This is a genomic window from Amphritea sp. GJ51-11, assembly GCF_055808735.1.
Genome location: NZ_CM147881.1, coordinates 1,206,546 through 1,230,075 on the forward strand (window position 1 = coordinate 1,206,546; position 23,530 = coordinate 1,230,075).

General features: G+C 41.3%; 18 protein-coding genes, 1 tRNA gene and 1 pseudogene. 11 read left to right on the forward strand and 9 right to left on the reverse strand.

Annotated elements, in window-relative coordinates; translation table 11 throughout:
- Positions 1 to 235: 235 nt before the first annotated feature.
- The 3 genes from gltX (at position 236) to AC0L4K_RS05260 (ending at position 3,692) form a co-directional block, all read left to right on the forward strand.
- Positions 236 to 1,729, forward strand: coding sequence for a glutamate--tRNA ligase (gltX, locus tag AC0L4K_RS05250; protein WP_417227947.1), 1,494 nt, complete (start codon positions 236 to 238; stop codon positions 1,727 to 1,729).
- A 154-nt stretch (positions 1,730 to 1,883) separates the two neighbouring features.
- Positions 1,884 to 1,959, forward strand: a tRNA-Ala gene (locus tag AC0L4K_RS05255).
- A 95-nt stretch (positions 1,960 to 2,054) separates the two neighbouring features.
- On the forward strand, positions 2,055 to 3,692 hold the full coding sequence (locus tag AC0L4K_RS05260) for a site-specific integrase (protein WP_473268467.1): 1,638 nt from the start codon (positions 2,055 to 2,057) through the stop codon (positions 3,690 to 3,692).
- Between the two features lie 382 nt (positions 3,693 to 4,074).
- Here AC0L4K_RS05260 and AC0L4K_RS05265 read toward each other — a convergent pair whose 3' ends face one another.
- The 3 genes from AC0L4K_RS05265 to AC0L4K_RS05275 form a co-directional block, all read right to left on the reverse strand.
- Positions 4,075 to 4,503, reverse strand: a complete 429-nt coding sequence (locus AC0L4K_RS05265; RefSeq protein WP_473268468.1) for a hypothetical protein — start codon at positions 4,501 to 4,503, stop codon at positions 4,075 to 4,077.
- Between the two features lie 158 nt (positions 4,504 to 4,661).
- Positions 4,662 to 5,039: a hypothetical protein gene (locus AC0L4K_RS05270; protein ID WP_473268469.1), complete on the reverse strand. Its 378-nt coding sequence runs from the start codon at positions 5,037 to 5,039 to the stop codon at positions 4,662 to 4,664.
- Between the two features lie 134 nt (positions 5,040 to 5,173).
- Complete coding sequence (locus AC0L4K_RS05275) at positions 5,174 to 5,608, reverse strand: DUF6957 family protein (RefSeq protein WP_473268470.1); 435 nt, start codon at positions 5,606 to 5,608, stop codon at positions 5,174 to 5,176.
- 75 nt (positions 5,609 to 5,683) lie between these two features.
- On the opposite strand from AC0L4K_RS05275, the gene AC0L4K_RS05280 reads away from it, so the two are divergent.
- Complete coding sequence (locus AC0L4K_RS05280) at positions 5,684 to 5,923, forward strand: helix-turn-helix domain-containing protein (RefSeq protein ID WP_473268472.1); 240 nt, start codon at positions 5,684 to 5,686, stop codon at positions 5,921 to 5,923.
- A gap of 1,319 nt (positions 5,924 to 7,242) precedes the next feature.
- Here the strand turns inward: AC0L4K_RS05280 and AC0L4K_RS05285 are convergent.
- A complete protein-coding gene (locus tag AC0L4K_RS05285) occupies positions 7,243 to 7,587 on the reverse strand; it encodes a hypothetical protein (protein WP_473268473.1) in 345 nt (114 codons plus the stop codon).
- Positions 7,588 to 7,829: 242 nt separating this feature from the next.
- Here AC0L4K_RS05285 and AC0L4K_RS05290 point away from each other — a divergent pair, with 242 nt between their 5' ends.
- A complete protein-coding gene (locus AC0L4K_RS05290) occupies positions 7,830 to 8,312 on the forward strand; it encodes a hypothetical protein (protein ID WP_473268474.1) in 483 nt (160 codons plus the stop codon).
- Positions 8,313 to 8,583: 271 nt separating this feature from the next.
- Positions 8,584 to 9,219: a hypothetical protein gene (locus AC0L4K_RS05295; RefSeq protein WP_473268475.1), complete on the forward strand. Its 636-nt coding sequence runs from the start codon at positions 8,584 to 8,586 to the stop codon at positions 9,217 to 9,219.
- 172 nt (positions 9,220 to 9,391) lie between these two features.
- Here the strand turns inward: AC0L4K_RS05295 and AC0L4K_RS05300 are convergent.
- Both AC0L4K_RS05300 and AC0L4K_RS05305 read right to left on the reverse strand, forming a co-directional pair.
- Positions 9,392 to 9,502 (reverse strand): annotated as a pseudogene (locus AC0L4K_RS05300) (IS5/IS1182 family transposase); the annotation flags it as partial.
- Between the two features lie 162 nt (positions 9,503 to 9,664).
- Positions 9,665 to 9,994 carry a topoisomerase DNA-binding C4 zinc finger domain-containing protein gene (locus AC0L4K_RS05305; protein WP_473268476.1) on the reverse strand — a complete coding sequence of 110 codons (330 nt, stop codon included), beginning with the start codon at positions 9,992 to 9,994 and terminating at the stop codon, positions 9,665 to 9,667.
- Positions 9,995 to 10,312: 318 nt separating this feature from the next.
- Here AC0L4K_RS05305 and AC0L4K_RS05310 point away from each other — a divergent pair, with 318 nt between their 5' ends.
- From AC0L4K_RS05310 to AC0L4K_RS05320, 3 genes are read left to right on the forward strand one after another with little or no spacing between them, the layout of a single operon-like run.
- Positions 10,313 to 11,239 (forward strand): DUF4007 family protein, encoded by a 927-nt coding sequence (locus AC0L4K_RS05310; protein WP_473269210.1) that lies wholly within the window; start codon positions 10,313 to 10,315, stop codon positions 11,237 to 11,239.
- A gap of 3 nt (positions 11,240 to 11,242) precedes the next feature.
- Entirely contained in the window at positions 11,243 to 14,623 is a 3,381-nt protein-coding gene (locus AC0L4K_RS05315) for a hypothetical protein (RefSeq protein WP_473268477.1), read from the forward strand.
- 7 nt (positions 14,624 to 14,630) lie between these two features.
- On the forward strand, positions 14,631 to 15,500 hold the full coding sequence (locus AC0L4K_RS05320) for a phosphoadenosine phosphosulfate reductase family protein (protein WP_473268478.1): 870 nt from the start codon (positions 14,631 to 14,633) through the stop codon (positions 15,498 to 15,500).
- Positions 15,501 to 15,543: 43 nt separating this feature from the next.
- Here the strand turns inward: AC0L4K_RS05320 and AC0L4K_RS05325 are convergent, their stop codons facing one another.
- The 3 genes from AC0L4K_RS05325 to AC0L4K_RS05335 form a co-directional block, all read right to left on the reverse strand.
- The gene (locus AC0L4K_RS05325) at positions 15,544 to 17,682 is read right to left on the reverse strand and encodes a DUF262 domain-containing protein (protein WP_473268480.1); all 2,139 of its coding nucleotides are present in this window, start codon (positions 17,680 to 17,682) and stop codon (positions 15,544 to 15,546) included.
- 22 nt (positions 17,683 to 17,704) lie between these two features.
- On the reverse strand, positions 17,705 to 18,817 hold the full coding sequence (locus tag AC0L4K_RS05330) for a cysteine desulfurase family protein (protein WP_473268481.1): 1,113 nt from the start codon (positions 18,815 to 18,817) through the stop codon (positions 17,705 to 17,707).
- Positions 18,818 to 18,880: 63 nt separating this feature from the next.
- Positions 18,881 to 20,905 carry a DNA phosphorothioation-associated putative methyltransferase gene (locus AC0L4K_RS05335; RefSeq protein ID WP_473268482.1) on the reverse strand — a complete coding sequence of 675 codons (2,025 nt, stop codon included), beginning with the start codon at positions 20,903 to 20,905 and terminating at the stop codon, positions 18,881 to 18,883.
- 254 nt (positions 20,906 to 21,159) lie between these two features.
- On the opposite strand from AC0L4K_RS05335, the gene AC0L4K_RS05340 reads away from it, so the two are divergent.
- Positions 21,160 to 23,322: a DEAD/DEAH box helicase family protein gene (locus AC0L4K_RS05340; RefSeq protein WP_473268483.1), complete on the forward strand. Its 2,163-nt coding sequence runs from the start codon at positions 21,160 to 21,162 to the stop codon at positions 23,320 to 23,322.
- Positions 23,323 to 23,529, forward strand: coding sequence for a hypothetical protein (locus AC0L4K_RS05345; protein WP_473268484.1), 207 nt, complete (start codon positions 23,323 to 23,325; stop codon positions 23,527 to 23,529).
- Position 23,530: the final 1 nt, after the last annotated feature.

A 23,530-nucleotide genomic window follows, 5' to 3' on the forward strand; every position in this document is an offset into this window, starting at 1 on the left:
ATTGTTAAATAGGCGGCCATATCCTGATGTCATAGCGTTTGGTCGTGAACACAGGGTAGGGCCTGGATAACATGGGGGGTGTTGATGTGGATGATATTTGCACTTTTATGGTGCGGTTAAGTGCGAGAGTAAGGAGGCAAGTCAGCCGTGATTGTGATTACGGTAGGCGCTTATCGGTCAAGCAGGTATAATGCCGGGCAATTTCCCCTAAATCAGTCTGGATGCATATTTTCTGATGACCGTACGTACTCGTATCGCACCGTCTCCAACCGGTGATCCGCACGTAGGCACCGCCTACATCGCTCTGTTCAATATGGCTTTCGCCCGTCAGCACGGAGGAGAGTTTATCCTGCGTATTGAGGATACCGATCAGACCCGTAGCACCGCTGAATCAGAACAGATGATTCTTGATTCACTGCGCTGGCTGGGCCTTGAGTGGGCGGAAGGCCCGGATAAGCCTGGTCCTTTTGGTCCTTACCGTCAAAGCGAGCGAGGCGATATCTATCAACAGCATACCCAGATTCTGCTCGATAAGGGACATGCGTTCAAATGTTACCGCACCTCTGCGGAGCTGGATGAACTGCGTAACGAACGTCGCGCACAGGGTTTGCAAAGTGCACTGAAAGAGAGTGATCTAGCGCTACCGGCTGAAGAAGTGGCTAAACGCGAAGCGGCGGGCGAACCTTATGTCGTGCGTATGAAGGTGCCGGAAGAGGGCGTCTGCGTCTTTGACGATATGCTGCGCGGTAGTATCGAAGTGGATTGGGCGCAGGTCGATTGCCAGATTCTGATGAAATCTGACGGCATGCCAACTTATCACCTCGCCAACGTAGTGGATGATCACCTGATGGAGATCACTCATGTATTACGAGGTGAAGAGTGGATCAACTCCGCGCCGAAGCACCAGTTGCTGTATAGCTACTTCGGTTGGGATATGCCTAAACTGTGTCATATGCCACTGCTGCGTAACCCGGATAAATCAAAGTTGTCTAAGCGTAAGAACCCAACCAGTATCATTTACTATCAGCGTATGGGTTATATGGCCGAAGCACTGCTGAACTACCTCGCCCGCATGGGTTGGTCGATGCCGGATGAGCGGGAAAAATTCAGCCTCGAGGAGATGATCGAGCACTTCGATATCAATCGTGTATCACTGGGTGGTCCGATCTTCGATCAGGAAAAACTCAGTTGGTTGAACGGTCTGTGGATTCGTGAAGAACTGTCGGATGAACAGTTTGCCGCTGCGTTCCAACAGTGGGCGCTGAATCCTGAATACCTAATGCAGATTATTCCGTTGATTAAGCAGCGTATCGAAAAGTTCTCGGATGTCGCGCCGGTTGCAAGCTTCTTATTGTCCGGTATGTTACCGATCACCGAAGAGAGCTTTGCTCATAAGAGCCTGCAGAAAGACGATATCCGACGTATTCTGCAATTCGCATCGTGGATGCTCGACACCGAGCAGAACTGGAATAAAGATCACCTGTTCGCTCAGTTTAAAGCGCTAGGTGATGCGATGGGCTATAAAGTCCGTGACTTCCTATTCCCATTGTTTGTCGCTATCGCCGGCACCAGCGCCAGTGTTTCGGTGGTGGATTCTATGCAGATTCTCGGCCCCGATATGAGTCGCGCCCGGGTGCGTCATGCTTTGAATACTGTTGGCGGACCTTCGAAGAAAGAGACCAAAAGCTGGGATAAAGAGTATCGCGCCTTAGCTGATTCACTAGCTTAAATCACGTTCATTCAGCACCTCAAGCCCTGCGATGCAGGGCTTTTTGCGTTTAAGGCTAAGCGATTGAAATACCGTTAGCTTTTAGTTATAAAATTGCACTCAGTTTGCTTGACAGCAGGCAGGGTCATGATTAATATAGCCGCCACTTGGTTTTGGGGCCTTAGCTCAGCTGGGAGAGCGGTTCGCTGGCAGCGAACAGGTCAGCGGTTCGATCCCGCTAGGCTCCACCAATTCCAACGTAGATCCGCGGTTCACGCGGCCTCCAGCGTACCTCAAGAATTGATTTTCAGAAATGTAGCACCACCTTGTAGCACAAAGGTGAACTATGGCTGCACGTATTCCTCATTCTTACCGTCGCAACGGTATGTATTATATTCGTCTTAAATGGCCGTCTAAGATCTTTCAGGCAGTACCTGGACTAGGGCAGCAATTTAACCACTCGCTTAAAACGCACGATCAAGACAGAGCTCGATTGCTCATCTATCACTGTGCTTATCAGTTTCGACAATTGATAAACTTTATAGACACTTGCTTAGATCTTGATAAGATCGAAGACATTAAGCCCGATTTCATCATTGAAACGCTTAAATCGACGATATTTAGCGAGAAAGAGACTAAAAAGGATATGTCTGATACCCCTGATTTCGATTTTGACCTCGAAAATAAAATACATATTGATATTGATCCCAGCACGGGTACTCAAAGAATTCATTCAGATCTAGAAGATTCTGATGCTAATCAATTTGAAATCATAGAATTTATGCGCAAAGCAGGCATGGGATTCACCGCGGGAGGTGGTCTTGTCGAGACTAGTGGTCCAACAGTTGCAGATGTCGCTACAATGTTTATTGAGGAAAAGCTCACGTCAGGTAATTGGGGCCACGCGAAAACTCGATCTCAGGGCACGACGCGATTAAAATTTGTTGTCGAGTTATTGGGCGCGAAGACTGTTTTTGCCAAGCTTGGGCGGAAAGACATTATCAGCGTTCGAGAGAAGTTGAGAGCGATGATAGACCCGCAAAGAGAGCGACGCTCGAAGCGCGATGGTACGCTCTCGGCGGACACTGCGCGAAGCTACTTTCAGTTGTGCACTGCGCTTGTTAAGTTTGCTTATGATGAGGATATCATTCAAACAAACTTTGCCGCAGATTTAAGTCTGAATGTGAGTAAAGGAGCCACTGATAGTTATCGTCCATTTGAACCTGAAGACTTGCGCAAGTTGCTGAATGGCTCGGTCTATCGCTCTATAGAGCTGCCTAGACAGCGAGCATTAGTGGACAGCTACTTCTGGGCACCTTTGCTGGCAATGTACACGGGTGGACGCATTAATGAGCTGTGTCAGTTACACATTAGAGATATCAAGTACGAACAATCTCAACAAGCTGATGATGTCATTTGGTATTTTAATATTACTGATGATGAGCTAGATCAGTCGACCAAAAATGAAACATCAAAACGACAAGTGCCGATTCATAACCAGTTGATTGAACTAGGCTTTTTAGACTATGTCGAGATGAGACGACAAGCAGCTACTTCTGAAGCTGAAACGCTGTTCCCTGCGATGAAATATTGCAAAAATAATGGCTGGGGGCGAGAGACCGGGCGGTGGTTTAATGGCGAAACAGCCAGTCCCGGCTATCTTGATTCGGTAGGGTTAGCTAGCAGGAAAAATAAGACGTTTCATAGTTTCAGGCATACCGCTGCACGAACGTTGAGAAATAAGGGGGTTGAAGAGTCAGATATTGCGGCAGCCATTGGTCATGAGCATAAAACGACTACGCGTCGCTATGGCGCCGGCTATACGTTAGATCGGTTACAGCAAATCGTTAATACGCTCGATTACAATCTTGATCTATCACATATTAGTTTCGAAGAATTTGAGCGATATAAGGTATGCAAAGGGCGCCCTGAGAAGAATAAGCATTTACTGTATAGCTTCGATAAAAAGAGAAAGGTTACTTAGATATATTGACGGTGACATCGCGGGTTAGGTGACATGCAACGACAGCACAAATTTTAGTGCTGCTAAGAAGGGAGCTTTCTAGACCTTTAGGTATCCATTTAGGGCGCAAGTAAGCGACCCGTAGATCTCACAAACTTGACACCTTCATGCGTTAAGCTAGATCGTATGTACGAGTCGATTGGTTAGTCATGACGGGTTAGTATCTCCAATCATTCTAACTTGTTTCTGCTCAGGCTCAACTTCCATATAGAAGCATGTGGGGCGATCAGTATGGCAAGCAGCACCTTTCTGCTTAACTGAGCAAAGGTCAAGGGTGCTGATCTTTCAAAGCACCAAATAATGCTTCAATACAGAGTACTATCGAGTACTGCAACCGGCGAAATTAAAGGAGTTGATCCGGTCTACTGCCTGATTCCGATTTGTGCCTTGCTGAGTATTTTTTTTGTTTAATTTTAATTTCTTCGCTTATCTTTTGTAGGGTCAGCCCTTCTCCAATTTGCTGAGTGAGCCTATGGCTGTTACGTTGTTTTACTTTTTCAACTGCCTTTTTGTCTGGTTTCATGTAACTACGTGAAGACTGCGCGCTACGAGGGTTTCCATAGACTTGTACACTGTTTGTAGACTGGTGTCCCATCATTGCCGCGATTTCTTCTGGGGGGATATCACTGGCTTTTAAATCTGCCCCAAGCTGATGTCGCCATGAGTATAGTGACGGGCGTACTTTGCGTTTAGGCCATAATCTTTGGGTCAGCGTGTCTAGCCGTCTTTGCACATAGCGGATGGGGTCTGTGTAAGGCGCGTTTATGAGCATCTCATGGCATTCTTTGAGACCGTTAAAAATCGAGCTGTCTTTTATCTCAAGGATGCGATCAAGTCCCCTTGTTCCATCCTCAGTTTTTTTAGCGGAAGAGATAGCTATATAGCAGCTCCCTACGAACTGGAGGTTTCTGAGCTCCGCTGGGCGACAACCTAGGTGGTTAACGAGCTCCACTCCGGCAAAAACCGTTCTTTCTTTTTTTCTACTAAATAATCTAGAAGTTGCTTTTCATCGGCGGCATTAACGGTTTTTTGCCGCTTCTGCTTCGGTTTGATTTGACTGCGTTTTTTGCGATCGGCGGTGATGGGGTTAACGGTTGCTCTAATCTGATCTGCAACTTTGTAAAATTTGCTTTCTTCTGCAACTAGCGCTAGAGCTGAACGTAATATTCGCCAGTAACCTGGCCGATAATTTGCTGCACATTGTTGTAGCGCATCAATTACGGTTTTTGCAGTCGGTTTTTCTATTCCATTTATATTGTAAAAGTGATTTGCTCGCTTTCTGTATTCATTTTTCGTTGTTTCATTCATGGTAACATTCCTTGTTTTTATCGGCATCCTCGCCGTTCATGAATTAGTATAGTGCTTAATTTTCAATGTCTTGCATTTTTTTTATGGAAATTAATTAGATGAAGTTTTACGGCTTAGCTGAGGCCATTCGTTGCCTAGGAGAGGCCGATAAAGAATGCTAGTTGTTCTGGGGTGACGTTCTTGCGTGTCCCGGGGCCACATAAAATGTAAGTAATGTCTTCACTCTCAAATAAGCAGTCATAATGAATGTCGACTAAATGGGCTGAGATAAGAGTCTGCTCACCTTCATATGTATTGGTTTCATCTAGTAGTACTTGGTCTGCTCTGATTTTTACCGGTTGCAGGTGATGTTCAGCTAAACGACTTAAGTCCGCTAACGGGTATTCAATCTGCCACCAGATCCAGTCACTAACGATACGTATAGGCTTTTGTGGGCTCTTACGTCGGGCCCTTTCAATCATAGTGACGGACTCGTCTTCTGAGCAGCCAGAATCAAACGCTTCTCCTTTGTCTTCAAGTATATCGATGATTTGTTTGATATCTTTAAGCGCTTCTGTGGTTGTCTTCATTTTATCTCCGAAATATTTGAGATTTTGGCTGTACCTAAATTGGGTACAAGAAGAATTGTACCCATAATCGGTACAATGAACAAAACAATTTCAAGTAAGCGTTATTTCGAATTAGTCACTTGGCTGAAAAGTGCTCGTCAGCACCAAGGGTTGAGTATGCGAGCCATGGCACAGTTATTAGGTGAGCCACACAGCTTTATACAGAAAGTAGAGACGCTTGAGCGAAAGCTAGATGTCTATGAATATGTTCAATATTGCGACGTGCTGAAGATAGATCCTAGCGAAGGTATCAAGAAGTACTTACAAAAAAGTTAGGCCTGATAGGTTTTTAGCCCTAGGTTTAATTTTGATTGAATGATCATTATTGATAGGCTTGTTTCAGCGGCATTGAAGGCGCGAGGGGAGGGCGATTTTTATAGCCAGGGTGTGCTGTTCTTCGGCTGCGGATGCATGATAAGAGCGTGTAGCTACTCGCTCTTATCATAATGACATCAATGCGGTAGTACTCAATCGGTAACTCTAACCAAATCTCTGTGAAGTTCACTCATCGTGTTAGTCTGAATAGCTTGTAGTCATATTGATTGTTAGGCGGTGGTTAGTATTGGTCAGCTTGTTGTCTTCAATGATCTCGTTGCTTTCAACCGCTTGTTGCACTCAACCAGCAGCTCTATGAGCTGCGCCCTTCCTTTCAATGGCTGCTCCAAGCGTCAAGCTCTACTCAAAAATCACAAACAGCGTGATTTTTTGCGTTCCAGCTTGACCCTTTCCTCAGCCATTTCCATTCAGGGCCGGGGGTTCTCACCCCTCTTCGCTCCTTCGTCGCTGCGGGGGATTCCGTCGTCGGTACCCGCCGAACACCCCCATACTTGCAATGGCAAGTATGGGTAGAGCAAGTGAGTGCAAGTATGCCTGTTGGTGGCAAAAATATGGCGCTATTATTTCCATGCTCGCAGGTTGCTGACCTGATGGCCAGCAACCTGCGAGCGCTAATTTGTAACTCACAAACGTCTATCGTTTTATTGTTATCAGTTTGAGTGAAATCAGCCAGCGAGGTTGCTGATTGATTTCATTCAAGCTGATTATTAGTTGTTGATCGTTGTGCAGTATTTGAAGTAATTAGCGCTGATCAGAGATAAAGAGAGATAATTTTTGAGTTAGACATGAATCTGCTTGGCTCTCATAGACCTAATGAAATCGGGAGCTGGTCATTATTATTGGCAAGATACTACGAAGTATATCGAGTCACACGAATACAGACTACTTTCGTTATAGTTTGCTGAGGCTCTCTATCCTGGTTACTGCTTGTGATATTGGTATTTCATATCAATGGATGCTGTGCAGGGGGCCATCTTTAGGCGCTAAGGTATGGATATTGTCGATTTATAAACGGTATTTTATTTTTTAAATAAAAACTAGTACCAATCAAAAACGACTAATTGCCATCCGAAGTGTATGTGTATTTTTTATGGGGGGGAGCGGTGATGCTAGTGTTCAGTGGTTTCTGATAACTCAGCCTAGAATGCTGGGACTTAGCAATAAGGCTATATTTGAGCTGGATATTATCAGGGTTAGTGATTGTTGGCTGAGTAATGAATAGTTGCCTCAACTAGTGTGAGACAACTACAAGGAGCCTGTCACAAGACATTGAGCGGCTGAATAGTGGCATTGGCGACTAGATGCTGAAGGCTTGCGTTTATTTCGTACCCGACGATTACTTGTTTGCATAACCCGATACTGCCTTCACGCTGCCGACCTACTTTGTCTGTTGTTTTAGCACGAACACTCCAGCCATCATTAACTAGTCGCTTCACGACAAGAGAAAGGTCTTCTGTGTAATCACCACCGCCGTGACGATCTTGCTTACCAGGAGCGGTTAAGGCAAATCCATATCGACCAGTTGATAGTTGTTTTTTCTTGTAAGGGTACAAGCGATCACCATTATCGGCGATTAAAGCAAAGCGTGTATCTGTACTGCTCATATATAGTTCCTTTCTATGCAATGTCTACGGAAAATTAAAAAAGAACCCCTCGTGAGAGGGGCTAACACACAAGAGATGACTATGAACTCATCTATCGCTGAGGAGACTATTTCTCAAGCGATGAGGGTATATTAAATAAAAGTGATACAAATCGCAACATTAAATTTTAATGAGTCCAATTGAATCATTTTAATTTGTTGGTATAGTAGATGTCATTACAACTCACTGCTTGGAGCATAAGTATGCTGAAAGATGAACTAGCTATTGATAACTTGACAGAAATGGAAAATCAGGTTGATTGGATTGTTAATGAACTTGATGAGCAAGTGTCTTTAATGAAAATATCGCTAAATAGCGAGGTATCGTATCTCTATGATTATGTTTACAGTCGAAAACTGGAAACGTTTGAAAGCGAGAATGCGGTAGATTGTTTATTCGGAGCCATCGGACTGCTTGGCGGTGCGTTAGAAATGGTATGTAATAACTCGCACCTAGGGTTGATGCCAGGATTTTTAATGAGAGATAACCCGCCTCTAAAATCGCTACTTTCCCAAGCAAATAATTATGCAAAGTTGGATTTTCCAGAAGAAGCCAATTGGTCTTTTTTTTCTGCAGAGCAAAAAGGGTTGTATGTTTTTTCGTTGGAAGAGCTTGCAGAGTTGTCGAGACGTAGTCTAGGTAGTCTTCGAAACTCGGCTATGCAAGAGGGGGGCTACAGACAGTAAAGTTAGAGGGAGTACTTAACATCGATGGTGAGCCTGTCAGCCAATCAGTGTTTGTTGAATATTCAGAAGCATTGCGCTGGTTGGAAGAAAAAAATTTCTATGAGCCACTAAAAAATTCCGTTAGTGATGAGCATTCACGTTTCGAGTTTATTCGTGAATTTGGACCTAACTTTGACGGCAGTAACCTACCTCAACAGCTTCTATTGAGAAAAAAGGCCAGTTAGAGGTTTACTATGCACCCTTTGAATACGTAAATACTTCAGCAAAAATTGTGTTATGTGGCATTACGCCAGGCGCGGCTCAGGCAGAAATTGCGCTTAATACGCTAGCAACCGCTTTAGTTAATGGAGACTCAGTTTTTGAGGGGCTTCGCAAAGTTAAGCAGTCTGCTAGTTTTGCAGGACCAATGCGAACTAGCTTAGTCAAAATGCTCGACCATGTTGGCGTAAATGACCTTCTGGAAATCGATAGTTGTTCTGCCCTTTTTGGAGATAAGGCAGAGTTGGTCCACTACGCTTCGGCATTAAAAAACCCAGTGTTTTATAAAAGTGGAAACTATACAGGTAACCCTTTGATGCTTAAAGAAAACGCCTTAAAGTGGCAGATTGATGAGTGTTTAGCAGAAGAGGTTAAGTCTTTCGATGATTCTGTATTATATATTCCATTGGGTCCAAAACCTGCTGATGCACTGATGTACTTAGCAAAGCAGGGGTTGCTAAAGCAGGAACAGATCTTAGTCGGCATTCCACACCCTTCTGGAGCAAATGCTGAACGTATAAAATATTTCTGTGAAGAGAAAGATAGAAATAATCTTTCTTCGAGAACTAACGCGGATGCAATTGATCAAGCTCGCTCGCGAATCAAAGAACAAGTTATTTCTAAGATAAAGCTGAAGAGCTCGATATAAGATTTAGGGGGTCTATTTATAGGTATGGCAATGTCTTGTTTTTTAAAAAATATTTTGTAAATAAAACTACTGTCCAGATTCCCTCTGAAACTCCTTGCAGCATCCCCTCTGTGGCATCATAAATTCGTTCATTGGAGGGGTATTGGAAAAGCTGATTGAGCTACAAAGGGCGTCGATAACCAGAATCCACTGAGATAAAGGTTTCCTCACCATGAAGCAAATTTTCTGTTTCTGTGATGTCATGTACATTGGCGGCTGTTGTGCTTAGGCTATGCGTCAGGCCTTACAATGTGGCACAAGATGCTAGGGTAGGGAGAGTCCATCCCTTTTCCTAACACTGCAGGTGTCATGAGAGTGTCCACGTATTCGCTAGTGGACGCTATAAATGAACAATGTAAGCTAAGCATAACTCGCCCATATGAAAACGTTGCCAATACATACCGAATCACAGTTCGGCTGCTTGCTGAAAGCCAGCGGTCTGAAACGTCTGTTTCACCGGAGCTTCTGTATAATTTTCTGTATGACTACAGCTTTGACCGCTACACCTGTAATTTATACATCCCCAAAACTTACCGTTTCGCCCATCTCGCAATTTTAGCTCTTCTTTACATGAAGGGCATATAGACACCCATTTTTGGCATTGGTCATTTATACAAATTTTAAAGCGGTCCTCTGTTTTCATCTCACTTTGGTAGGCTATGTTTGCGCAGGCAGCAACGGTTCCGTTTGTAGGGTTGGCTCTTTTAACGAGGCAGTTGCTATAGCTCGGTAGCATTGATACTTACTTTTGGCCTTGAGCTTCACTTGGATCGGTTGGTGTACTTAAAGTAGCTATTAAAATCAGTAGCTTAGCTGCTGCCATGCCGAATTGCCTCGAATCGATAGAGGTTGGTGACGGAGTGTTGTTTAAGTTGTGATGTCTGGTTTACCTGTGATTAAAAATACAGAACTTGAGGTTTTTTATTAAGTTATTGATATATATAGACTATTGTTTTTATGGTAGGGGTTTATCTTCAAAGTCTGTCTCAGTAGAATAGTCACTGGACTTTTTCTCCAGTGACTCCGTCTTTGAGGTGAATACTTAGTGCAAGATATGGATTATACGACACGCTTTTCGGGACATGAAACGTTTCCGTTGAGATACGGATGGCTTTTCAAGGCTGTTAAAGAAGTTAAGAATGGACGCAAAATTCGCTCTTCTAGTAAAGAAGATATTGAAAACGCTGTGATTCAGATGGGCGTTGGTAAAAATATGGTTAGCTCAATCAAATATTGGGCTGATGTTTGTCAGGTAGTGAAGAGTAATAGTGGGATAGAGGTTCTTACTAGAGAAGGGAAGTATATCTTCGGCGGTGACGCAACAAATAAGCGACCGTGTGGTAGAGATCCTTACATGGAAAATCCTGCTACTGTTTGGTTGATTCATTGGTTGATCAACTCAAATTATACTGAAATATCGGCAAGTCGTTGGTTTTTCAATTATTTTAACGGGCAGCGCTTTGACAAAAAACAACTGTTGAAGGCGCTATTAGCTGATTTAGAGCGCCGTAATATTTCTAGTTTTTCTGAGAAGACTATTGAGAAAGACATTGATTGTCTTATTCAAACCTATACATACCGCATATCAGGTGGACAGAAAGTTACAGAAGATTCTTTTTCATCTCCTTTGACAGAGCTTGGGTTATTACAGAGCGGGGAAGGGAAAGTTATTCGTGCGGATCTATCTAACCATCGATCTTTACCTGGAGAGCTCTTCACATATTGCCTGATTAGTTTTTGGAAGAAAAATTTAGGAAATGCTACTACGGTTTCGTTCGATAGTGTTCTTTCCTCTGCTGGTTCACCTGCTCGAATCTTTCGGTTATCACAAAGCGCGCTAGGGGACTTAATCGATTTGGCGCATAAGCTTACAGATGGTCAAATAAGTTGGACAGATACACAAGGCCTGCGGGGTGTTTTTTGTAAGGATATAGAAACTCTCGATGAGTATGTGTTCTTAGATCGAGTGTATGGGAAGTAAGTTATGACATTAAATGAAAAGTACTCGATAAATGTTCGCTATCAGCGGTCAACAAGAATTGATAGTGACCTAGATGTAAGCTTTTTCAATGGGTTAGTTTATCACGGTACAGCGGCTCAGACTTTAGGGACTATTATTGAGCAGTTTAAACAAGCAAAACAATCAACGTTTACCGTGACAGGGCCTTACGGTTCAGGTAAATCGACTATTGCGCTGTTAATGTCAGGTCTGCTTCATTGTGATGAGGCTATTAGAGCAGCAGCAGTTGATGCTATTGGGGATCAAAAAGAATGCAGTCATTTTTATAAGGCTTTCGGCTTCAACCCTAAAAAAGGAGCTGGGTGGTTAGTCATTCGTTCTGTTGGTGGAGTTGGTGATCCTGTTGATGTAATTTGGATGGGTATCCAGAATGCACTTAAAGAACACCCAAATACTTCAAATCACTTACTTGTTAGACAGCATCGGCCTAAGTCAGAGGTCGAACTGCTAGAATACATTGACACTCTCATTGGTGAAGTTGCCCCATTGGTCGATGGCGTATTATTTATCCTTGATGAGATGGGTAAGGTTCTAGAAAATATTAGTCGGAATTCTGCTGATTTACATTTGTTCCAAGATTTAGCTGAGAAGTTGAGCCGGTCATCTCAAAGCGGTGTTTCCTGTGTATTTATTGGTTTGTTACATCAGGCCATGAGTGAATACGCGTCTGGTTTAGGTGTAGGAGTGCAAAGTGAATGGGGAAAGATTCAAGGTCGTTATTCTGATATCCCATATCAAGTATCTACAGATGAAACGCTCGCTCTGATTGGTAAGTCTATTGTTGGGCCTGACTTAGGATCTAAAGATATTTCATCCTCGGTGTTAAGTGCAGTCAATGGATCATCTTTGAAAAATACACCTGAGATGATTGAACGCTTGAATTCTTGTTTTCCCCTCCATCCATCTACTGCAATTTTATTGGGGCCGCTTTCAAAAAGAAGGTTTAGCCAAAACGAGCGAAGTACGTTTAGTTTTCTCAACTCAAGAGAGCCGTTTAGTTTTCAACAATTCCTGCAAGAAGCAGGCGTAAATGATGTATATCGATTGTCTAGACTGTGGGATTACCTTGAGACCAATGTCGAGCATTTAATCGTTAGCTCTCCTGATGGGCATCCGTGGAGTTTGGCGGAAGATGCCCTTGTTAGGGCGAGTAAGCAATCTGAAGTTGAGAACATTCATATTGAGCTTATTAAGGTTATTGCGCTGATTAACCTGTTTGGCCGTAAGCATGGTTTCTATGCCAGTGAACAATTGATTAAAGCATCTTTAGATAATTTCTCTGAGGATAGTGTCTTACAGGGTATAAGGGAGCTGAAAGAGTGGTCGCTTATCACCAAGAGAAAGCATTTGTCTGCGTGGGCAATTTTTGAAGGTGCAGATATTGATATCTCTGAGCTTGTTGAAGAAAAAATTCAGCAATTGAGCGGTGATGACTCTTGGATTGAAAATCTTGAGTATAGTAATTACGTTATAGCTAAGCGCCATTATCATGAATGTGGTGTTCTTAGGTGGATGTCACAACGGTTAATTAGAAATACAGGATACCTCTCGTCGAAAGAGGTCGTCAGTGGCAAGGATGGTTCGTTTGCGTCTTTTGTAATGATAGCCGAGTCAACTGGGGACGAAGCATCTGATAGTTCGATAAAGAAGCTTTCTCAGCAGGTTGCGAATCAGGGATTGGCAATTTCTCTTTGTCCAAACCTAAATGATATAAAAAAACAGGCTATTGAAGTTTATGCTTTGCAAGAGCTTGAACGTGAGCTGCCAGAACTACAGAACGATAAAATAGCCCAGAGAGAGCATGGCATCCGTTTTGTAGAAGCCACTAGGGCGCTTGATGATGCTTTTGTGACGGGCTTCGAAACGGCAACTTGGTGGTTTGATGGTTATGATTATCTGAAACAGCCGTTACCCGTTATAGCTTCAGAAATAGCGAGTGATTTGTATGATGAATGCCCCGCTATATTTAATGAGCTGATTGGTCGGTCTAAGGTTTCTGGTACATCAGTTTCTGCCCGAAAGAAGCTTATGATGGCGATGGTTGAAAGTGGTGATCAAGACGGCCTAGCGATAGAGGGGTTTCCTCCTGAGAAAGCTATCTACCTTACGTGCTTAAAAAACTTGGGTCTTCATGGCGTTAACGGAGATGGTACTTTTGGATTTAAAGTACCTAAGTTGGGGGAGATTCGGTCATTAATTGTTGCTGCTGAAGAGCTAATAAAGAGTGACAGTGAATCTATTGTTACGCTCGATAATATCTATAGTCTGTGGAAGAGCGCGCCTTATGGCGTGGCTGATGGCGTTATTCCTGTTTTGATATTGGCTATGTTATTAAGCCAAGATGAGAATTTGGCTTTCTATGATAAAGACTCTACTAATCAATATGTTTACGTTCCTGATATTGATGAAGTCATGATAAATAAATTGGCGAAATCGCCAAAGGATATAGCGGTTAGGTATTTCGAAGTTAAGGGTGTTAAGCGTCAATATATTAGCAGTATGGCTTCCCTAGTTTCGCAGCAGTTTGATCGAGATGTACCTGAGTCCGCGTTATCAGTGGCTAAGCCTATAGTGACTTTTGTTCATCAGCTCCCACAGTGGGTTAAAGTAACAAAGAGACTGTCGACAAAGACGATCGAGTTTAGAGATGTCGTGCTTAAAGCAAATGACCCTTATCAGTTGCTTCTTGAGGACTTCGTAAGCCTATTTGGCCTTGAAGGTCTACCCGATAGTGAGCATGCTGAAAGAATACAAAGTCAGCTTGCCTCTTGCTTTGACGAACTAAAATCTAAACAAGCTGAGCTTCTTAATACTTTTGAAAGTTCTATTCGAAGTGAGTTAGGCAACATTGATGAGCAGCTGGTGGCACAGTGTAAAAAAGTACGAGAGTTAGCAGCAGATTTTCGTATGCAAGCATTTGCTCAGAGGCTAGGCTTATGCTTAGAGAATACCAAGTGGTTAGTAAATGTGATTACTTTAGTAGGAAATACGCCTGAGCGAAATTGGAATGATGTTTCATTGGCTAAAGCGAAGGAGGACCTCCATGAATTTTGCCAACGATTTAAGCGAATAAGTGTCTTTTCATCTCAAGTTAATTCTGTTGAATCTAAAGGTGTTAAGTCCATTGCTTTAGTAGTTGGTGATGGTGAAGAAGCCCAAGAGTTTGTTCGTCATGTTTCAGTATCTGATTCAGCTCAGCCTGAAGTGAATAAGGTAACCCAGCAGCTCTGCGACTCAATGACTAAGTCAGGGTTGAGTGACGATATGCAAGTCTTGGCCTTACAGGAAGCATTGAAAAGTCTCATGACTGAATATCAACAATCAGTGTGTGATGTAAAGGGATGAAAGAGTGATGGAACAGAGAAAGCAAAAGCATGTACTAGGGTTATCTGGAGGTAAGGATAGCGCTGCACTTGCTGTATATATGCGGGATAACTATCCTGATATTGATATTGATTATTTCTTTACCGATACGGGTAAAGAGCTGCCTGAGGTCTATGATTTTCTAGATAAGCTAGAGGCTTATCTAGGAAAAGAAATTATTAGACTAAATGATGATAAGGGCTTTGATTATTGGCTTGAGCAGTACAATCATTTCCTGCCCTCAGGTCAGCAGCGTTGGTGTACTGTGCAAATGAAGCTGGTGCCATTTGAAAATTGGATCAGGCCCTATCTGGATGATGGCTATGAAATTATTAGTTATGTAGGAATTCGCGCAGATGAACCTTATCGCGAAGGTTATGTGTCAACTCAAAAGTTTTTGACTATTAAGATGCCTTTTGCTGATGATGGGTTAGTCAAGGCAGATATTATCAGTCTTTTAGAATCCTCTGGTTTAGGGTTGCCTGCTTACTATGAATGGCGGTCTAGAAGTGGTTGTACTTTTTGTTTTTATCAGCGAAAAATTGAGTGGGTGCGTTTAATGGAGCGTCATCCAGAGCGTTTTGAAGAAGCCAAAGCTTATGAGAAAAATGCTTGTAAAAACTCAACTCGAGGAGAAAGTTTTTATTGGATGGGTAAAGGAATTCCATTAACTACTTTGGAAGATCCTGTTCGTATTCAGCAAATAAAAGATGATCATGAAAAGCGTAAAGCGAGGTTGTTAAAGAAAAAGCGTAGAAATGCATTAATAGATGATGACAAGCTTATAGAGATTCAAGACATGGACTCTATCTATGATGATATTGAAGGTGGAGGTGCTTGTATTACTTGCTATAAATAGAAGGCACCGAGTGGTATCTGTGCCCTGTGCCTTCTATCATCATCTAAATTAAACTGCTTAGGTGGGTGAGGATCGCTTGTTTAAGCATGTCATATCTCTTTTCTAGTAGCTGCTTGTGTGGGTCTCCGTTTGACAAGCTTACTATATCAGTAGGAATTAGATGGTCGTTGATCGTCAACTGATCAAGCTGTTGTAAATAATCAGAGACCGATCTATCTTTGATTTCTTGATTTGCTTTTTTGGTTATTGGGGTTAAATTAAGGGCACTGTTGAGTATGTGTTTAGAGTTTCTTCTTATTTCTTTAGTTGATTGACTTAATGTTGTCGCTGGAGTCAAAGGGGCGATATGATGTATTTCTATCTTTGTGCCATCTTCTATTATTTTCCATGGAATCAATCTTTCTGGAATAGCACTAAAGTTATGAGGCTTTCGGCTTAATATAAATTGGTTAATGATCTTTTTAACGGAACCAATCTCATCAGGAGTATCATCTTCTCTTAGAAGGATATCTTTTGTTGTAAAGGAGTCAGTGTTGAGTACTTTAGATGTGGAAGACGGGAAAGGGCTTGCTCCATTGGTTGCTAATAAGTAATCAAGCTTTTTGATGTCTTCAATGCATGTTTCATTTTGGCGATAAGTGTAGCGTCCCGAAAACATTGAAGTCCAATACCAATACTCAACTTTTTTCCAAACTTCAGGGCTTTCCCAATTAGAGTCGTCTGAGAAAATGTTAGCAATTACAACAACTGTAAGCTTATAAAGGATACTTTCAGTATTTATTACTCCGCATTTAATGTTGAGAAATGCTAACGCCCTAGAAATTGCGTTGAAAGTATCAGCTGTGAGCTCATTTATAGTCCCACCTGATATGCTCAATATGTGTGATTTTTTGATGTGTTCAACTTTATAATTAAAGTTTCCGCTTACTTTCTCGGCTAGTATAGAAAGTATATTTACAAACCATTCTTTTACTTGCTTGGTGGGCTCTTTCCCATCTAATGTGTTCAGAAGTGATGGTTGCCATGTCGATTGATTTATATCAGCTGAAATGTGATTTGGCAAATCAATTTTTGAGTCCAAAATGTCATTTGCGCAAGTGATTAGGTCTGTTCTTGATCCTTCAGCGACTTCAGCGGTTGTAGATTTAGCAACGATAAGGTCGAAGACTGAAAGTTGAACACCTCCTCTATTAATCGCTTCAAAAATTGCGACTGCCCTTGAAGTTTCGTCAGAAGTAAGTTCGATAATAGGTATGTTTTTTTCAATAAGGCTATTGATATTTTCCGTCAGCTTGATGGCCCATTTGCTTTTGAGGTCGCTGAAATATGGCGTTAATTCAGTTTCAAGATCACTCTTGCTGAGAAGACATGCCCGTTTTAATTCTACAACGTCCTCAATTGAAGATATCTCGCGAATGTCTTTAAAGAGGTTTAGAATTTCTTGATCAGGATAACCCATATCGGCAAGAGAGGCCCGAAGTTCTTCAGCTTTACTATCGGCCATTTTTGAAATTACACTTTTATGTAACCCATCTTCACCTTTATTGACTTCATACAAAGGGATTAAGCCTAATGAACTAAGCTCTTTAGCGATGAGTAATCTTCTGAAATGAGCAGAATGCAGTTGACCGTGTTCGTCTTTAGGCGAAAAGCTTGGGTGGAATACCTTATCATGACCCTTTGTTTTTAGGATTTCCTTACTTTCGATAAAATCCTCAATATCGACATCGGTAAGTTTTCTCAAGTTACTAACAGTTAGCGAGTTAAAACCAAAAATATCCTCTTCTTCAACATCAGGTCTAACCCGAAGAAACCAGCGCCTTCTTAGACCAGAGTGGAGTCTATGCCGTACTTCTTTCCAGTCACCTTCTTCAAATAAATCGTAGAATACACTTCTAAGAGTTGATAGCCGCTGTTGCCCATCTAGAATGAAGAAGCAGTTTTCTTGAGTTTGTTCAGTCGTATCAGGAAAGCATAGTTCTCTAGCAACAAAATCATTTTTCTTTCCTTCCAAATATAAGAGACTTCCAAAAGGGAGGTCAGCTATAAAGGAGGCTATTAATTTTTGCTGCTTTTCTTTAGGCCACACAAACCCTCTTTGAAATTTTGGTAGAAGGCTTTGTTTGCTTTCGATTTTTGAATAAATTACACGAAGTTGTTCTTCCTTGTTGGTTATAGCCATCTAGACGTTCCTTGATAGGTAGTTATTTTCTGATTATATGCTTAGCTAATTCATTTACTGCTTCTACTGCCTTGAGTATAGTCAGCGGGCCTCCAAAGCTAATCCTTAGTGTCTTTTCTCCTTCTTCAAAGCTCAGCCCTATAGCCTGTAGTACATGAGAAATCTCTACGTTCATAGAAGAGCAGGCTGAACCTTGGGATATCGCTAATTCAGGGTCATCTTTTAAAGATTGAAGGTTTAAATCCTTAATTGTGATATTAAGAATATTCGGAATTGTTGACTCACCTCCGTTGATTGAAAAGCTGCAGTGTTGTTCTAGTTTCTCTATAAATAGATTTCGTATAGAGAGGATACGTTCTTGGTCTATATATTGAGAGCATCTCAATATTGCTTCGCCCATACCAATGATTAAAGGGCTTGCAAGGGTTCCACCACGTAACCCAAACTCTTGACCTGCCCCGTGAATGACAGGGGTTATTTTAGTCTCTCTGATATCTCTTATGTAAAGTGCACCAATGCCTTTTGGTCCGTAGCATTTATGAGCAGAGATTGAGAGAAGGTCAATATTCATATCATCTACATCGAGATCTAGTTTGCAGAATGATTGGGCGGCATCCGTGTGAAATGGGATGCCCTTGTCAAAGCAAAGAGCACCAATTTCAGCAATTGGTTGAATAGTACCTAGTTCGTTATTAACGTGCTGAACTGAAACGAGAATGGTGTCTTCTCGTATTGCGTCAGCTATTGAGTTAGCGGAAATTTCCCCGAGGGGGTTAGGTTCTATATAAGTAATGTCGAAGCCTTCTTTTTCAAGGTAATGACATATTGATAGAATACATTTGTGTTCTATCGACGAGGTTATGATATGTTTACCCTTGGCCTTATTCGATAAAGCGAGCCCTTTGATAGCAAGGTTGTTTGCTTCTGAAGCTCCGCTAGTAAATATAATTTCGCTTGGGTAAGCCCCTATCTTATCTGCGATTATCTCTCGCGCTTTTTCTACTTCTGCTGCTACAGATCGACCTTGATGATGCGAAGAAGAAGGGTTGCCAAATTCATTACAGAATATTGGTATCATCTTGTCCATTACTTCTTTAGGAACGGGCGTGGCTGCAGCGTAGTCAAGATAAATCATGGTTGATGAGCTTCTTAATTTGAAGGTTAATGAATATTAACACGAGTGGTTCGGGTTATGAGGTTATATTTTGTAAAAGCGATAGCCTTTTATTTTGAAACCTTCAGAGGCAAGAAGCTGATCAAGTTCTGATCTGCTAGGCCCAAACTCTTTGGTTACGTCGATGAAGGAAAATTTAGATAATCTCTTGTCGAAAGAAATCTGTTTGTTATGATCGGAAAAGGTCTTGTCAGTATAGCGACCTTTCCAATATAGCGGAGGTGGCGTATATCTATCAACATAGTCGAAAAAGTCTATATCTTGATCTCTCAACTTGACCTTAATTCGTTCTTTCAGGAGAGGTAGCGGTGAAGTATCAAATTCTTCATAATTCATAAAGGATACTTTTCCTGAAGTGGTGTGAATCTTTACTAAATCGATATCCTCTATGTCACCAAATAATTGTGCAGCACATCCGACATAAACCCTCAGTACAGCAGGTAGTGAGCTAACAAATTTTTCATGAATAATAAGGGAGTGTCCAGGGTTTAAGTGGCTTGATGGCAGTAGTTCATGAGCTTGGTTACATAGTGAGTGGATTAGGTTTGTATCGGAAACACTAAATAATAACTCTCTGGCTTCTTCAATTGCATGCTGATATTTGTCGAAAAAGACTTTGATGTCTAGTTTAAGGGATTCAGGCATCTCCTTGTAAGTCTTTCTCTTATCGAATAGCCCTAATGCAAAATAGACTAGCAGATCCTCCTTCCTTAATTGTTGGGCTGTCTGAAAATCTGCGGTATTGGCCTGTTCCTTTAGAATTCTAAATGCTTTCTGGTGAGATCCTAAAGCTTCGAGGAGTTCCTTGGATTTATGAAATTCATTATTTGAAGGTAGCCTGCCAAGCTCGAGACACCTTTGCCAGAATTCGTCTAAGATCTCTTTGTGTTTTATAAATAGTAATTCAGAGGATGCGCTTTGTCTTGATGTACCGCTAGTAAGGTGGTTCCATTGTTGTTTACGGCGCTGTCTATTAGAGAGAAATTCTTGCTCAAGCAGCTTGTCTTTGAAGACATAAAAGACTCCAGGGGAGGCTGCTATGGCATCTTCATCGAGGGTTCTTTCTATGAAACCTTGGAGTTCGGCTTGACTAAAGTACTTTTGAAAAGTGTTTCGGGAGGTTAATACGCCATCTTTGTACGGTTTGAATTTTGAAATAGTAGCGTCACCAGCGATCATCGCCGATATGACAAGTATTTTATTTGTGAGAAAAAACGACCGTTGTACTGCTTCAATGCGTTCGTCAAGGTCTTCAATAACATTGATTACAAATCCTAAGTTAACTATGTCAGCTTCAATTAGGTCTGCATCAGGCCTAAAATTAGGATCCCAGCCGCATGCGTTGAGGCCATGAGCTTCTAGTTCTCTAAGGTCATCTCCTCTGCCGCAACCATAATCAAATATTGAATAACTGCCCTCGAGATAGCCGTGTTTAGCTAGGCATTTAAACGGTGTAGATAGCTCGTATCTAGTGATGGCTGTTCGGTGTCTATCTATTTGATCACCGCCTTTCTCTGTACATATGGAGCTAGAGCGGACTAATCTACCATCTACTAATGTGTACCCTTTTTGTGCTATCAGTCTTTCCCAGGTTTCCTTGAAACCTATTTTATGTGGATTTTCATATAGCCCAGCAGCAACGCCTTCTTCAGTTATTTCTTTAAATTCTTGAAATCTACTATCTGATGGAAGTATGAATAGTTCTTTTCTGTGAAGTATGGGCGGGTTAGACGAGCAAGAATAGTCTGTGAGCTTTGAAGATAGCCTACTAAGGTCTACAGTGATACTTCTTTGGAGATCGGGATATGATTCTGTGTCAAAGGAAGGATAGCTTAGATATGAAACTTTGAATTCTTTTATGGATAGCTTGACTATATTCCATGAATTATTTTCTATTTTCAGTGCGTTAGCGATCAGGGTTAGAAATGAATGAAGAGCAGAAGACTGTACAGTCAAAGAGTCCCGATGTAAATATTTAGCGTCAGGCAGCTTCTTAGCGCAAGCAATGTCAGAAACTAGGATTTTGAATTTTTTATTGTCGATCGCCATGTTTAGGGTTGGCTCATAGCTGATTGTTTAGTATCTTTTATAGATTATATGCCTGCCGGATGGCAAGTGGATAGTTCTTTGAACATGAAGTTTAGAGATGGAGCCTTTTTAGCATGGACTTTTATGGATTTTCAGCGTTCTAATTATTCTGAGGAGAGAGGCTGCCGGATCTTTCTCTCATGTATCGCCAGCATTGTCTTCCTATGGAAAACTAGCCATATATTTCTAGCTGAAAAGTCAGCTTGGGGAGGATTATGACATCATTGAAGGACTTACCTCTTAAGTCAGTATATAGGAGTGGCAAGGATGATTTACTTGCTGATTTTTACCTTCCTGTGCTGCAAACAGCTGTCAAGTATGATCGAGCTGTTGGGTATTTCTCTACGAGCCTCATTGCGTATGCGCTTAAGGGTCTTTCTTCACTGATAATTAATCAAGGAAAAATGCGGCTTGTCGTTGGTTATCCCCTGGATGATGATGAGTTTGAAGCTTTGAAAAATGGTGAAGAATTAAAGCTTATAGGCTCAACTCTTTCTCGAGAGTTAGAAAAAATTAGTACTACATGCTCTAGTGAGATTGAGAAACAGCGCCTGCGTATTTTTACATTGTTAGTTGCTACTAAACGGTTGGAGATGAAGTTCGCGCTAAAGCGTCGAGGAATGTACCACGAAAAAATTGGAGTGATAACTGACTCCCACAATAATAAAGTTCTTTTTCATGGCTCAGCCAATGAGACAACAAATGCCATACATCCTGATTTGAATTTTGAGTCTATTACTGTATATAAAAGCTGGAATGCAGAGATTTACCAAGAATATGCTACAGAATTTGAAAATGGATTTGAGCAACTTTGGCAAGGAAGCGAGAAAAATATAATTACTATACCAATGCCCTCGGAAATGTATGAGGCAATCATTAAAAAATACAGAACTGAATCTGAGAGTTTGAAGGACTTAAAAGTCGATGAAATACAGTTAATGGAAAAGTTGTATTTTTCTAGAGACCGAGGTTATCCCATAATTCCTAGTTCCTTAGGCGGTAGAGAGTTTAAGTTATTTGATCATCAAGTAGAAGCTCTGAGGTCTTGGTATGCTCATGGGGTAAGAGGTATTTTTCGATTAGCTACTGGAGCTGGAAAAACAATTACAGCGATGTATGGCGCATCAAAATTATTTGAAATGGCGAATGCTCCTAGAACAATGCTCCTCATTATTTCAGTGCCTTATGTAGCTTTAGCAGAGCAGTGGGTAAAAGAGTTAGGGCTTTTTGGCATGAAACCTATTAAGTGCTTCACTGGTAATTCAGATTGGTCTAGTCGTTTAAATGAGGCTATAAATCGGTTAAAAAGTAGGGATATTGAATTTGCTTCAGTTGTGGTAGTGAATAGAACTCTTTCCGGTGAGCAATTCCAAAAATCCATAAGTCGATTAGATCCGAGCAGTATCTTGTTTATTGGCGATGAATGTCATCGACTAGCAAATAAAAATTTAATAGACTCGTTACCGAATTGTAAGTTTAGAATTGGACTATCGGCAACACCTTTCATAGAAAATGATGAGTTTGATGAAAGTGAAAGTGAAGAAAAACAATTACTTTTATCATATTTTGAGAATGTAGTAGCAGAATATACACTCAACGATGCCTTGTCTGAAGGTATATTGACCCAATATATTTATAAAATTATTCCAGTTAGACTTTCATATGATGAGTCTGAGGATTATATAGAGTTATCGAAAGAAATTGCCCGCTTGATGCACATAGATAGATCTAAAAATAATACAGCACTTTCTAATGCGATAAGAAAAAGAAATAAAATTATTTCAAGCGCTAGTGATAAAACAAATGCTTTGGATCGTCTTCTATCTAATAATATTTTTGAAGATAAATCGCATACGCTTTTCTATGTAGGAGAAGGGTCTTCTAATAGTGATTCTGCGGCAGGGAACGAGGATGAAATATCTCAGCTTGAAGAACTTGCAACGGTCATTAGGAATAATGGATGGGCAGTATCAAAATTTACTTCTCTAGAAAACTCCAATGATCGTAGGTTGATAATGGATGATTTTACTAGTGGAGGTATAGACGGTCTTGTATCTATGAGAGTTCTCGATGAGGGAATTGATATACCTCAGTGTAAAAGGGCTTTTATTCTTGCTAGTAGCCGAAATGAAAGACAGTTTGTTCAACGGAGAGGACGTATTTTACGGAAGGCTCCTGGTAAAGAGTTTGCTGAAATTTATGATTTTGTTGTGCTTCCTCATGAATTATTTTGTCAAGATTCATCATGTATTAACTTAGTGAAAAAAGAGTTCACTCGCGTTATGGATTTTGTGCGTTTAGCCTTTAATCGGAATGAATTAGAATATGAGGTTGATAATATTCTCTCCGATTTCGGAATTAGCTATAGGGAGATATAAATGACTAACTCTGTAGAGTCAGTTTTAAAAGAACTTGAGTCAATTAAGGATGAGCAAGAGAAGAATTTCAATGAAGGTGAGGTTACTAGAGCCTTGTCTCAGTTATTAGAAATTGAAAAGCAGGCTCTTTACGGAAACCTTAGGAATAAAAATAAGAAGCAGGAAGAGATAATTTTGTCAGGGCTTAAGGCATATAAAAGGGATTAAC

What these genes read in the sequence shown, in the direction of transcription:
- gltX (WP_417227947.1), top strand. Translation starts at nt 236, where the DNA reads ATGACCGTACGTACTCGTATCGCACCGTCTCCAACCGGTGATCCGCAC.
- AC0L4K_RS05260 (WP_473268467.1), top strand. Translation starts at nt 2,055, where the DNA reads ATGGCTGCACGTATTCCTCATTCTTACCGTCGCAACGGTATGTATTAT.
- AC0L4K_RS05265 (WP_473268468.1), bottom strand. Translation starts at nt 4,503, where the DNA reads ATGCTCATAAACGCGCCTTACACAGACCCCATCCGCTATGTGCAAAGA.
- AC0L4K_RS05270 (WP_473268469.1), bottom strand. Translation starts at nt 5,039, where the DNA reads ATGAATGAAACAACGAAAAATGAATACAGAAAGCGAGCAAATCACTTT.
- AC0L4K_RS05275 (WP_473268470.1), bottom strand. Translation starts at nt 5,608, where the DNA reads ATGAAGACAACCACAGAAGCGCTTAAAGATATCAAACAAATCATCGAT.
- AC0L4K_RS05280 (WP_473268472.1), top strand. Translation starts at nt 5,684, where the DNA reads ATGAACAAAACAATTTCAAGTAAGCGTTATTTCGAATTAGTCACTTGG.
- AC0L4K_RS05285 (WP_473268473.1), bottom strand. Translation starts at nt 7,587, where the DNA reads ATGAGCAGTACAGATACACGCTTTGCTTTAATCGCCGATAATGGTGAT.
- AC0L4K_RS05290 (WP_473268474.1), top strand. Translation starts at nt 7,830, where the DNA reads ATGCTGAAAGATGAACTAGCTATTGATAACTTGACAGAAATGGAAAAT.
- AC0L4K_RS05305 (WP_473268476.1), bottom strand. Translation starts at nt 9,994, where the DNA reads ATGCTACCGAGCTATAGCAACTGCCTCGTTAAAAGAGCCAACCCTACA.
- AC0L4K_RS05310 (WP_473269210.1), top strand. Translation starts at nt 10,313, where the DNA reads ATGGATTATACGACACGCTTTTCGGGACATGAAACGTTTCCGTTGAGA.
- AC0L4K_RS05315 (WP_473268477.1), top strand. Translation starts at nt 11,243, where the DNA reads ATGACATTAAATGAAAAGTACTCGATAAATGTTCGCTATCAGCGGTCA.
- AC0L4K_RS05320 (WP_473268478.1), top strand. Translation starts at nt 14,631, where the DNA reads ATGGAACAGAGAAAGCAAAAGCATGTACTAGGGTTATCTGGAGGTAAG.
- AC0L4K_RS05325 (WP_473268480.1), bottom strand. Translation starts at nt 17,682, where the DNA reads ATGGCTATAACCAACAAGGAAGAACAACTTCGTGTAATTTATTCAAAA.
- AC0L4K_RS05330 (WP_473268481.1), bottom strand. Translation starts at nt 18,817, where the DNA reads ATGATTTATCTTGACTACGCTGCAGCCACGCCCGTTCCTAAAGAAGTA.
- AC0L4K_RS05335 (WP_473268482.1), bottom strand. Translation starts at nt 20,905, where the DNA reads ATGGCGATCGACAATAAAAAATTCAAAATCCTAGTTTCTGACATTGCT.
- AC0L4K_RS05340 (WP_473268483.1), top strand. Translation starts at nt 21,160, where the DNA reads ATGACATCATTGAAGGACTTACCTCTTAAGTCAGTATATAGGAGTGGC.
- AC0L4K_RS05345 (WP_473268484.1), top strand. Translation starts at nt 23,323, where the DNA reads ATGACTAACTCTGTAGAGTCAGTTTTAAAAGAACTTGAGTCAATTAAG.